This window comes from Paracholeplasma morum, from assembly GCF_016907055.1.
Classification (GTDB): domain Bacteria; phylum Bacillota_I; class Bacilli_A; order Acholeplasmatales; family UBA5453; genus Paracholeplasma; species Paracholeplasma morum.
In genome coordinates, this window is sequence record NZ_JAFBBG010000001.1 from 189,252 (window position 1) to 201,947 (window position 12,696).

Consider the following 12,696-nt stretch of genomic DNA (forward strand, 5'->3'; position numbering starts at 1 on the left):
GCCTCCTATTTAGAATGGTAAATCTTCTTCACTAGCTAGACTTTTATTACTTGAAATGAATGGATCATCGTCTTCTTCAACTTGATAAACTGGTTGAGGTTGTGAATCTTGTTTTTTAGATTCTAAGAATGATACTGAGTCACAAACGACTTCTGTAACATATCTTGTTTCCCCATTTTGAGTTTCATAGGTTCTTGTTTGAATTCGACCTTCAATACCGAGTAGTGCACCCTTTTTTACATAGGTTGCCATGTTTTCGGCTTGTTTGCGCCATACCACACATTGAATAAAATCAGCTTGTCTATCCCCGGATTCACTTGAATATTGACGATCAATCGCCAAAGTAAATGAAACCACTGGAATATTATTTTGAGTTCTTTTTTGTTCAGGGTCCTTGGTTATACGACCAACTAAAACTACGCGATTAAGCATCTTGAGTCCTCCTTATTCGCCGTCTTTAACAACGATATGGCGAATGACTGATTCTGTGATACCAACGACACGATTGAATTCATCAATAGCTTCTGTAGTGGCGTTAACTAGCTTCCATACATAATAGCCTTTTTTGATGTGGTTGATTTCATATGCAAGATCTTTTAATCCGATTTCCTTAAGCTCTAAAACTTCAGATTGTCTTTCTGCGAAAATGTTGCTTAATGTCGCAATCACGTTCTTAGTTTCTTCACTTTCTAGGTTCGGACGAATGATATACATAATTTCATACTTCTTCATCTTCTTACCTCCTTATGGTCTTTTGGTCACACTCTATGGTATGACAAGGATGGTTAACAAAAACCATGCTTTGATATTATAACATAGTTATATCTATTATACAAATATATTTTATCGATATAATCTCTTATTTTGTGAGTAGTTTATAAATCATTTGATAAACTACTTTGATCGCATTCTCTAAAATGAGTTCACGAGGTTCATCTCTTAATTGAATATGGTAGCTATAAACTTCTTCCTTATAGGCAATCGAAAACCATATTTCTCCTACTTGAGAGTTAGCTTGAGCTGTAGGTCCGGCATTACCTGTTATTCCTACACCAATATCCGCTTTAGAAAGTTTCTTTATTTGAGAAGCCATTTCGATTGAGATGACTTTTGAGACAATGCCGTGGACATCAAATAGCGTTTCATTAATAAGAAGTACATCTCTTTTGGCTTCTTTTGAATAGGTCACGACACTATATTCAATCACGTTGGATGCCCCAGGATTCTTGATTAACTCATAAGCCAATCCGCCACCTGTGACGGACTCAGCGAATGCTATTTTATAGTCGTAATTGATTAAAACATCGAGTACTTTCTTAGAGATGTCCATGTTATCTCTCCCTCAATGGTATCGCATTTTTTAACGCCGAATACGCATCATAACTTATACGGAAAACCGCTCCATTAAGTAGTTTTAAGGTTATAAAATGATAATCATCCATTCTTGGATCTTGATCCAAAAATGTTTGAAAAATGGGAACATATTTTTTATTTCTAGGTTTTTTGGTTGGTACTATATCATCACTTGAAAGGTGAAAGTAATCTATTTCAGAAATCGAAATTGAAAGTCGAGATTGATCGTTTTTTGTAGGGTCAAGTACTCGTAAGAATATTTCTGATCCATTACCATATACCTTTGGAAGTTTATACTCTGTATCTTTAAAATAATCATCAATAAAGATTAGTTGCTGATGATTTGAGAGTAAGTAAATTTTACTTGATCTAAGCGCTTTAACGTGAGGGGACTTGTGTTGACCTATGTAGTATAAATCAAAGTGTTCTAATCCAGCAAATTTGGTTTCATAAAATGTATCGACTGCACTAAAGTACTTAGAAAGACGTATACTTCTTGGCACAAATAAAACGTAAATTAAGAGCCCAATTAAAACGACACTAATCAAGTAAGAGACTATGCTTGGTAGCGGTTTAAGGGAATCTGTAACACCAAGTAAAACCATGAGGAATGCCAATAGCACTAATACTACATGTAGGACTGTTCTTGAAAAACTTGGTACAAGCCATAGCTTTTTAGCCAGTTTTTTCTCATGAGACTCTCCAAGAGGTTGTCCTGTTTCAATTTTTAGTAACAAGCTGTTTAATGTCATTTAGGCCTCCTAGAGCGTAAGCTCAACTACGATAGTAGAAAATACTCCTAGAGAATATCTTCTTATGGTTAAATTAAGTTTATCTCCAAATTCTATTTCGCTAATGAGTAGTCTTAACTCGTCGATGCTTTCGATTGGTTGATCATTAACATGAGTGATAATATCTCTTTCAAAAATTAATCCCTCAGATGGTCTTAAAGGCGTTAGTGATACTACATACACACCTTTGATTGATTCTTCGATGTGTTCTGGTCTAACACCCGCATAATTCTTCTCGATAATGTCTGAGATATTTGAGACGGTTACGCCAAGTTTCGGTTGTTCAAACACGACTTTTTTTTCGTGTCTCATCTTATTTACAATAGGCACTGCTGTTAGCATAGATATTGCAAACCCAATCCCTTCAACAGAGATTTCACCTTCCGGTGTTACGACTGTTGAACGTTTCCAAGTGTTAAATCCTAATAGATTCCCATTCAGATCAAAGAGTGGTCCTCCACTATTTCCTGGATTGATTGACGCATCATGTTGAATCACTTTTGGATTGGATGTTAATCCAACAACGCCTAATGTGGCGGTATTAAAGTAGTCCAAATCTAGTGGTGTTCCGATTGCGATCACAAATGATCCAATTGTAGGTCTAGCAAAGACTTCACCATCAAACTGTTCTGTTCCAAAATATTGTAAATCTTCAGTTGTTTCAAAGGTTAATAGAGCTAAATCTTCAGGTTCATTCAAAGCATACACTTTTGCATCATAGTATTTGGATGCCAACACTCGTAAATAGCTTTGCCCTTCAATAACATGATAGTTCGTAATAACATAGTAACGATAAGATCCTTCAAGGTCTTCTCTATCATAAATCAGACCAGATCCGTGACCGACACTTAAGTCATATGCTTTTGTATCATATGAGACAATAGCAACCGTGACAGGGCTCAATTCTTCGTAAACACTAGATATTTGGCTTTGAACATCTTCAAGTGTAAATGTCGTTGTTTCTGTGTTATAACAACCCGATAAGGTAATACTTGCGATGAATAGTAAAGCTAATCCTAAAAATTTCTTCATATATTAAACTCCTTCTAATCTAAATAATTCTATAGCATTTAAGGTGGTAATTTCCTTGATTTCTGATACAGTCATTCCTCTTAAATTTGCGATTTCCTCTGCTACATACTTGGTATAAGCAGGTTGGTTTTCTTTTCCTCTATAAGGACTAGGTGCTAAATATGGGCTATCTGTTTCAATGACTAGTCTATCTAGTGGTACTAACTTAGCCAGCTCTTTTCCTACGAGATTCTTCTTATAGGTGACTGGCCCACCAATACCAATGTAAAAGCCAAGTTCAATGAACTTATTTGCCCAAACGATGTTTTCACTGAAACAATGCATGACACCACGAACCTGTTTATACGCTTTTAGCACTTCATAAACTTCATTTACACTGTTTCTCATATGGATTACAACAGGCAAATCTAGTTTGATTGCAAGTTCTAGTTGCGCTTTGAAAAGACTTATTTGTTTCTCTAGGTTATCTTTTACCCAATATAAATCAATGCCAATCTCTCCGATTGCAACTACTTTCTTATTCTTAGTAAATTCAATAACATCTTCTTCAATATAAGGCTCATCCACATAAGATGGATGTATTCCTACTGTGGCATAGAGTTCTGGATACCGATTAGCAAGGCTAACGGCATCTGTGTTTGCTTTTGGATACATTCCAATCACGATCATTTTTTGCACATCAGAAGCCTTTGCGAATGATAGTGTTTCTTCAATTTTGTTTTCAAACTCCTCTATATTTAAGTGGCAATGGGTATCAATAATCATAAATTCACCTTCTATACTATTTTAACACAGATACGTTAATTCATGATGAATATCAAAAAAAAACCACAAGCTTTCACTTGTGGTTAGTTGGTTTAAAAACTATTCAATAATTGTAGTAACTGAACCCGCACCAACAGTACGTCCACCTTCACGAATTGAGAACTTAGTTCCTTCTTCGATAGCGATTGGGTGAATTAGTTCAACGTTCATTACTGTGTTGTCACCTGGCATAACCATTTCTGTACCTTCTTGTAAAGTAATGACACCTGTGATGTCAGTTGTACGGAAATAGAATTGTGGGCGATAGTTTGAGAAGAATGCTGTATGACGTCCACCTTCTTCTTTTGAAAGAACGTAAACTTGAGCTAAGAATTTGCTATGAGGTTTAACTGAACCTGGTTTAGCTAATACTTGACCTCTTTGGATTTTGTCACGTGTAACACCACGTAATAAAGCACCGATGTTGTCTCCAGCTTCTGCCTTGTCTAATAGTTTACGGAACATTTCTACCCCAGTAACTACTGTTTTTTGAGTGTCAGCGATACCAACGATTTCAACTTCAGTGTTGACGATGATTGTACCACGTTCAACTCTACCTGTTGCAACTGTACCACGACCTGTGATTGTGAACACGTCTTCAACTGGCATTAAGAATGGTTTGTCGATTTCACGAACTGGATTGTCGATATATGTATCAACAGCTTCCATTAATTCTTCGATTTTGCCAACCCATTTAGCGTCGCCTTCAAGAGCTTTTAACGCTGAACCACGGATGAATGGAACATCATCACCTGGGAAGTCATATTCTGATAGAAGTTCACGAACTTCCATTTCAACTAAATCGATTAATTCTTCGTCGTCAACCATGTCGCATTTGTTTAAGAATACAACTAGTTTAGGAACCCCAACTTGACGTGATAGTAAGATGTGTTCGCGTGTTTGAGGCATTGGGCCGTCTGCAGCTGATACAACTAGGATACCACCGTCCATTTGTGCAGCACCTGTGATCATGTTTTTAACATAGTCGGCGTGACCTGGGCAGTCTACGTGTGCATAGTGACGTTTTTCAGTTTGGTATTCAATGTGTGAAGTATTAATAGTAATACCACGTTCTTTTTCTTCTGGTGCACTGTCAATTGCAGCGTAATCTCTCTTTTCAGCAAGACCTTTGCCTGCTAAAACAGTTGAAATTGCAGCTGTTAAAGTTGTTTTACCGTGGTCAACGTGACCAATGGTTCCGACGTTAACGTGTGGTTTTGTACGTTCGAATTTTTGTTTTGCCATTTTCTTATTCTCCTTATAGTATATGTTTTTTGTTTTTCTGTTTGTACCAATTAATATTTTATATTAAATGAAGGTCTTTTGCAAGTACCTAGGCGTTACGCTTTTTGATGATTTCTTCGGCGATTGACTTAGGTGCTTTTTCATAATGGTCAAATTGCATTACGAATGTTGCACGGCCTTGTGAATTTGAACGTAATGCTGTTGCATATCCGAACATTTCAGATAGTGGAACATTGGCTTTAATACCAATTGCATTACCTCTTGATTCTTGAGCTTCAAGTCTACCTCTACGAGATGTAATGTCCCCAATAACGTTACCTACGTATTCGTCTGGTACAACAACTTCAACCTTCATGATTGGTTCAAGAATTGTTGCATTACATTTGTCTTTAGCTGCTTTTAAAGCGATAGCTGCGGCAATCTTATAAGCCATTTCAGATGAGTCGACATCATGGTATGATCCATCGAATAGGGTTGCTTTAAGATCAAGAACTGGATAACCAGCTAAGATACCATTTGGAAGGGCTTCTTCAAGACCTTTTTGAACAACACCAATATATTCTCTAGGAACGGTACCACCAACAACAGCATCAACGAATTCAAAGCCTTTGCCTGGGTTTGGTTCAAACTTGATCCATACGTGACCGTATTGACCTCTACCACCTGATTGACGGATGAATTTACCTTCAATGTCAGCTGCGCTTGTAATCGTTTCTCTGTAAGATACTTGTGGATTACCAACGTTAGCTTCTACTTTGAATTCTCTTCTCATACGGTCAACGATGATATCTAAGTGTAATTCACCCATACCAGCAATGATTGTTTGACCTGTTTCTGAATCTGTGTAAGTTCTGAAAGTTGGATCTTCTTCTGCTAATTTTTGTAAAGCAGTAGACATCTTATCTTGGTCGTTCTTAGTTTTAGGTTCAACCGCGATGTGAATAACTGGTTCAGGGAACTTCATAGATTCAAGAATGATATGATCTTTTTCGCCTGCAAGTGTATCCCCAGTAGTTGTGTCTTTTAGACCGATGGCTGCTGCGATATCTCCTGCATAAGCTTCTTTGATTTCTTCTCTGTGGTTCGCATGCATTTGAAGTAAGCGACCAAGACGTTCTTTTTTGTTTTTGGTTGTATTTAGGATATATGAACCACTTTGTACAGTACCTGAATATATTCTAAAGAAAGTTAATCTTCCCACGAATGGGTCTGTCATAACTTTAAATGCTAGAGCAGTGAATGGTTCTGAATCGTCAGATTTTCTGATCATTTCATTACCGTGTTCATCATGACCAATTACGTCAGCAACATCATTTGGAGCTGGTAGATAGTCAATGACTGTGTCTAACATTAGTTTAACACCTTTGTTTTTGAAAGCTGATCCACAGATAACTGGGAAAAATTCAACTGAAAGTGTTCCTTTACGGATTGCTCTTTTTAACATTTCAACTGTGACTTCTTCACCTTCAAGGTAAGAAACCATCATTTCTTCGTCAAATTCAGCAACTGCTTCGATTAATTCAACACGTTTTTTAGCAACGATGTCTTTTAAGTTAGCAGGGATTTCAATTTCAGTATAGTTTTCATCCGCATTACCATCATAGTGGTATGCTCTTAATGTTACTAAGTCAATGACTCCGTCGAAATTAGCTTCGGAACCAATTGGCCATTGGATTGGTGCTGCTTTAACACCAAGACGGTTGTGGATTGTGCCGATTGAATATTGGAAGTCTGCACCTGTTTTATCCATTTTGTTAATGAAAATAACACGTGGAACTTTATATTCAGTAGCTTGACGCCAAACAGTTTCTGTTTGTGGTTCAACACCTGCTTGTGCATCTAATACAGTGACAGCTCCATCTAGAACTCTAAGGCTTCTTTGAACTTCAACAGTGAAGTCAACGTGGCCTGGAGTATCGATAACGTTAACACGGTGTCCTTTCCAAAATGCAGTGGTTGCTGCAGATGTGATCGTAATACCGCGTTCTTGTTCTTGTTCCATCCAGTCCATTTGGGAAGCTCCATCGTGAGTTTCACCAATCTTATGAATTTTACCTGTATGGTAAAGAATACGCTCTGAAGTTGTCGTTTTACCCGCGTCGATATGGGCCATAATCCCAATATTACGCGTCTTATTTAGTGGAAATTGACGAGACATACAAATAACTCCTTCTGATTACCAACGATAGTGAGCGAATGCTTTGTTCGCTTCAGCCATACGGTGGGTATCTTCACGTTTCTTAACTGCTGCACCTGTTCCATTTGCAGCGTCTATAATTTCTTTTGCTAACTTCTCTTCCATAGTTCTTTCGTGTCTAAGGCGAGAGTAGTTGATTAACCATCTAAGTCCTAAAGTTGTTTTACGCTCTGCACGCACCTCAACTGGAACTTGATAGTTTTGTCCGCCAATACGTCTTGAACGAACTTCAAGTACTGGCATAATATTTTTTAAAGCTTCATTGAAAACATCGATTGGTTCTTTACCAGTTTCAGCTTTGATACGATCAAAAGCTCCATAAAGGATGCTTTGAGCAGTACCTTTTTTGCCATCTAACATGATTGTATTGATCACGCGAGTTACAAGTTTTGAGTTGTAAATTGGGTCAGGTAAAACATCACGTTTTACGATATGTCCTTTTCTAGGCATATTAATATCCTCCTTTCAGATATACTGAATTAATAGTTTGTTTGTTTAAAGTTTATTTTTTCTTTGCTGGTGCAGCTGCTTGACCTGGTTTAGGACGTTTAGCACCATATTTTGAACGAGCTTGTTTACGGTTAGCAACACCAGATGAGTCTAATGTTCCACGAACGATGTGGTATCTTACCCCTGGAAGGTCTTTAACACGACCGCCACGAATTAGTACTACGCTATGTTCTTGTAGAGAGTGACCGATACCTGGGATGTAGGCATTAACTTCAACACCGTTAGATAATCTAACACGTGCATACTTACGTAAAGCTGAGTTTGGTTTTTTAGGTGTCATGGTTGTAACACGAACACATACCCCGCGTTTTTGTGGTGAGTTAACACTTGTTTCTTTCTTCTTTAAAGTGTTTAATCCGATTCCAAGATATGGAGATTTAGATTTTACAACTTTGTCTTGTCTACCGTTTCTTACGAGTTGTGCAATTGTAGGCATATTCTTTCTCCTTTCTAAGTAAACACATGACCGTGTGTTTCTTATTTTTTTCAAAAAATTTATTTTGGCTTTATTATCACCAAAATGACTTTAACTGTGCGTAATTTTTACAGCGTTTTAATTATACCTTTTAAACGATTTATTGTCAACCATTTTTATAGGATTTAACATAAAAATATCATAGCGCGAGCATAATGCCCGCGCTATGCGATTTTATATTAAGCAATATCTAATTCTTCGTCGTCGTACTCTGGTTTTTCATAGTGGAAGAACTTTTCTTTCAAGATACCTGTACCAGCAGGGATTAATCCACCGATGATGACATTTTCTTTCAAGCCATGTAGTTCGTCTGTCTTACCATGAATTGCGGCATCTGTAAGAATACGTGTTGTTTCTTGGAAGGATGCAGCTGATAAGAATGAATCACTTTGTAGAGACGCGCGTGTGATACCTAATAATTCAGGTTGTCCAACCGCTGGTCTTAAACGATTCTTAATTGCTTTAAGGTTTGCTCTCTTGAATTCAGCAATTGATACTTTAGAACCTGGTAGTAATTCTGTATCACCTTCAAAAATGATGGTGATCTTTCTTAACATTTGGTTAACAATGATTTCAAAGTGCTTATCGCCAATTTCTACCCCTTGTGAGCGGTATACTTTTTGAGCTTCTTCGACGATATATTTTTGAACAGCTTCAGCAGAAGCTACTCTTAATAATTCTTTTGGATGGATAGATCCTTTATTTAGTCTATCTCCAGCCTTAACAGCTTGTCCACGTTTTACTAACAATTGAGCGCTTGAATCTAAAGTATACTTGTATTCTTTAGGTTCTCCGTCTTTCATTTGGTTAGAAATTACAGTGACCATAAAGCCATTCTTAGAGGATTCAATAGACTTAATCTTACCGTTAACTTCTGTGATAACAGCTTGACCTTTTGGCTTTCTCGCTTCGAATAATTCTTGAATACGTGGAAGACCGGCTGTGATATCTGATGCAGAGGCAACCCCACCGGTGTGGAATGTACGCATGGTTAACTGTGTACCTGGTTCACCGATTGATTGAGCGGCAATAACACCGACTGCTTCTCCGACTTCAACAGATTTGTTTGTAGCAAGGTTTCTACCATAACACATCTTACATACACCATTAACTGAATTACATGTTAACACGCTTCTGATTTCAACTGCAGTAACACCTGCATTTACAATCATTTCGCCAAGTTCGTTTGTAATTAACTTATTAGCTTCAAGTAAGACTTCTTTAGTTTCTGGATGGATAATGGATTGAGAAGTATAACGGCCGATAATACGGTCATATAACGCGACTGTATCTTTACCGTCATTATCCTTAACTGCTTCCATTACAACGCCCTTTTCAGTGCCACAGTCTTCAATATCAACAATAACGTCTTGCGATACGTCAACTAAACGTCTTGTTAAGTAACCTGATTCAGCTGTCTTTAAGGCTGTATCGGTAGAACCCTTACGGGCACCGTGGGTTGAAATAAAGAATTCTGATACGGATAATCCTTCTCTAAAGGATGCTTTAACTGGAATTTCGATGGTTTCCCCTGATGGGTTAGTCATCAGACCACGCATACCTAATAGTTGGGCGAAGTTTGATTTGTTACCACGGGCTCCTGAATCGTAAATGATATACATATGACCTGTCTTATCAAATTCGTCCATAACGCCTGCTTGAATGTCAGCACCAGCTTTTGTCCATTCATCGACAACGAGTTTAAGTCTTTCGCTCTCGGTTAATACACCGTCATCGAAGAACTCATCTAGTTGAGTAATTTTGGCTTCTGCTGCGCTAAGTCTTTCTTGTTTCTTAGAATAAACAACCATGTCTGAAGCAGATACGGTAATACCAGCTACAGTTGAGTATTTAAATCCTAAGTCTTTTAATTTGTCTAGCATCTTAGAAGTTTCATTGATTTGGAATTGTTTAAATACTTCCGCAATAATTAAACTTAGATACTTCTTACCAAATGCCTTTGGCGTTTCCATATTCTTAATGTATTCTCTAACATTTAGACCCTTCTTAACAAAGAACTTATCTGGTGTCTTGTTTAATAGGTTGTCTTCTGAAGGTTCATTCAAGAATGGGAATGATTCTGGTAAGATGTTGTTGAAAATTACTTTACCAAGTGTTGTAACCAAATACGAATTGCGTTGTTCTTCAGTGAACGCGCTGTTAAGCGATTTTGGATCAAATACAATTTGTGTATGTAAAGTAATGATGTTGTTCTTATAAGCCATGTAAGCTTCGTTAAATCCTGTAAAGAAGTGGCCTTCATTATCTTCGCCTTTACGAGTCATAGTTAAGTAATAGTTACCTAAAACCATGTCTTGTGAAGGGGTAACAACTGGTTTACCATCTTTAGGGTTAAGGATGTTGTTTGAAGCAAGCATTAAGAGTCTAGCTTCAGCTTGAGCTTCGTGTGATAACGGTACGTGTACCGCCATTTGGTCACCGTCGAAGTCGGCGTTGAATGCTGTTGTAACAAGTGGGTGAAGACGGATTGCTTTCCCTTCAATTAGTTTAGGTTCAAATGCTTGAATACCTAGTCTATGTAGAGTTGGGGCACGGTTAAGTAATACTGGATGTTCTACTACAACCGCTTCTAATGCACTCCATGCATCGTCATCTAATGCTTCATATGAGCGTTTAGCTGCTTGGATGGTTTCTTTACGTTTTGTAAGTTCTCTTAATACGAATGGTTTGAATAATGTGATCGCCATTTCTCTTGGAATACCACATTGATACATCTCTAAGTCCGGTCCAACGATAATAACTGAACGACCTGAGAAGTCAACACGCTTACCAAGTAAGTTTTGACGGAAACGACCTTGTTTACCACGTAACATATCTGATAGTGATTTTAAGTGTCTGTTTCTTTCAACAACCGCTTTTTTACCACGTTTAGCGTTGTCAATTAAAGCGTCAACCGCTTCTTGTAACATACGTTTTTCATTCTTCATGATTAAACGAGGTGCATTTTGTTCTTTTTGACGTTTTAGACGGTTGTTTCTGTTAAGAATACGTCTGTAAAGGTCATTAAGGTCAGTGGTTGCGAAACGGCCACCATCTAGGGCAACCATTGGACGAATGTCTGGTGGAATAACTGGTAGTACATCCAGTACCATCCATTCTGGTTTGTTGTCAGAGTTGTTGAAAGCTTCAACCACTTCTAGACGTTTGATAACACGGTCGCGTTTTTGTTTAGAAGGGGATTTAAGTTTCTTTCTTAAGCTCTTAACTTCTTTGTCTAAGTCGATATCTTGTAAAAGCTTTTTAATCGCTTCAGCACCAGTCATCGCTTTGAACTTGTTGCCATATTGTTCATAGTATTGGTTGTATTCCATTTCAGATAAGATTTGTTTCTTAGTGAGTGGTGTATCTCCAGCATCTGTAACAATATAACTTGCTAAATAAACAACTTCTTCAAGTTCTTTAGCTTTAATGTCTAATAGTAAGGCAATCTTAGATGGGGAGTTCTTTAAGTACCAAGTATGAACAACTGGTGCTTCAAGTTCAATGTGTCCCATACGTTCTCTACGAACTTTGGATTCTGTGATTTCAACACCACATTTGTCACAAATTTGACCCTTATCTAAATTACGTTTTTTACCACATAGACATTGGTAATCTTTGGTTGGACCGAAGATTCTTTCGCAGAATAGTCCGCCTTCTTCAGGTTTTAAAGTACGGTAGTTAATGGTTTCGTGTTTTAAGACTTCACCATAGCTCCATGCTCTAATTTCTTCAGGAGAAGCTAATCTAATCTTTAAATGAGAATAGTCAGTTGAACCGTAAGTTTTTGGTTTTGGTTTTAGAAGTGCCGCTTTAACGAAAGCATCTACACTAATAGGTGTGTTAACTTCTTCCTCTACTAAGGTAGCTTCAACATGTTCATGGTGATGAACAAGTTCGCTCTTATCTGGCATGTTGACGCCATACATAGCATAAATCACTTCTAATTCATCATATAATAACCCATCATGTGCAATTACATCATGTAGTTGTTCGGCATTTAAAGCTAATAAGGCTTTTGTTTCAGAAATATTGATTTCTTCTAAAGCTGATTCTAGTTCTTTCGATAAAGCTAGGTTTTCAACTAATACAGGCAATTGATATTTCTTTAAGACATTGGCTGCCACTTCATCGAAAGCAGCCTCTGTCTTTAATAATAGTCTTAATTCTTTTAATGTGAATGTATTGAAATCCTCAAGGGTATCAATACCAGAAAGGGTTAAATATTCTTTTGTTTCTGAAGAGAGTTTTAAATCTTCAACAAGGACTTTTTTATCTTTTGCCATATG

11 protein-coding genes are annotated in these 12,696 nt (G+C 37.4%); all 11 read right to left on the reverse strand.

The features are described from left to right. Window positions 1-9: 9 nt before the first annotated feature. Window positions 10-432 (reverse strand): single-stranded DNA-binding protein, encoded by a 423-nt coding sequence (gene ssb, locus JN09_RS00870; RefSeq protein ID WP_204431912.1) that lies wholly within the window; start codon window positions 430-432, stop codon window positions 10-12. A gap of 12 nt (window positions 433-444) precedes the next feature. Next, a complete protein-coding gene (rpsF, locus tag JN09_RS00875; RefSeq protein WP_204431913.1) occupies window positions 445-732 on the reverse strand; it encodes a 30S ribosomal protein S6 in 288 nt (95 codons plus the stop codon). 127 nt (window positions 733-859) lie between these two features. Then, window positions 860-1,330 carry a CinA family protein gene (locus JN09_RS00880; protein ID WP_204431914.1) on the reverse strand — a complete coding sequence of 157 codons (471 nt, stop codon included), beginning with the start codon at window positions 1,328-1,330 and terminating at the stop codon, window positions 860-862. 1 nt (window position 1,331) lies between these two features. Then, entirely contained in the window at window positions 1,332-2,105 is a 774-nt protein-coding gene (locus JN09_RS00885) for a hypothetical protein (protein ID WP_204431915.1), read from the reverse strand. 9 nt (window positions 2,106-2,114) lie between these two features. Then, window positions 2,115-3,176, reverse strand: a complete 1,062-nt coding sequence (locus JN09_RS00890) for a S1C family serine protease (protein WP_204431916.1) — start codon at window positions 3,174-3,176, stop codon at window positions 2,115-2,117. Window positions 3,177-3,179: 3 nt separating this feature from the next. Beyond that, window positions 3,180-3,941 (reverse strand): TatD family hydrolase, encoded by a 762-nt coding sequence (locus tag JN09_RS00895; RefSeq protein WP_204431917.1) that lies wholly within the window; start codon window positions 3,939-3,941, stop codon window positions 3,180-3,182. A gap of 99 nt (window positions 3,942-4,040) precedes the next feature. After that, the gene (gene tuf, locus JN09_RS00900; RefSeq protein ID WP_204431918.1) at window positions 4,041-5,225 is read right to left on the reverse strand and encodes an elongation factor Tu; all 1,185 of its coding nucleotides are present in this window, start codon (window positions 5,223-5,225) and stop codon (window positions 4,041-4,043) included. An 88-nt stretch (window positions 5,226-5,313) separates the two neighbouring features. Next, window positions 5,314-7,383: an elongation factor G gene (gene fusA, locus JN09_RS00905; protein ID WP_204431919.1), complete on the reverse strand. Its 2,070-nt coding sequence runs from the start codon at window positions 7,381-7,383 to the stop codon at window positions 5,314-5,316. An 18-nt stretch (window positions 7,384-7,401) separates the two neighbouring features. Then, on the reverse strand, window positions 7,402-7,872 hold the full coding sequence (rpsG, locus tag JN09_RS00910; RefSeq protein ID WP_204431920.1) for a 30S ribosomal protein S7: 471 nt from the start codon (window positions 7,870-7,872) through the stop codon (window positions 7,402-7,404). A 52-nt stretch (window positions 7,873-7,924) separates the two neighbouring features. Beyond that, window positions 7,925-8,368 (reverse strand): 30S ribosomal protein S12, encoded by a 444-nt coding sequence (gene rpsL / locus JN09_RS00915; RefSeq protein WP_204431921.1) that lies wholly within the window; start codon window positions 8,366-8,368, stop codon window positions 7,925-7,927. A 218-nt stretch (window positions 8,369-8,586) separates the two neighbouring features. Further along, window positions 8,587-12,693, reverse strand: coding sequence for a DNA-directed RNA polymerase subunit beta' (gene rpoC, locus JN09_RS00920; RefSeq protein ID WP_204431922.1), 4,107 nt, complete (start codon window positions 12,691-12,693; stop codon window positions 8,587-8,589). Window positions 12,694-12,696 lie beyond the last annotated feature (3 nt).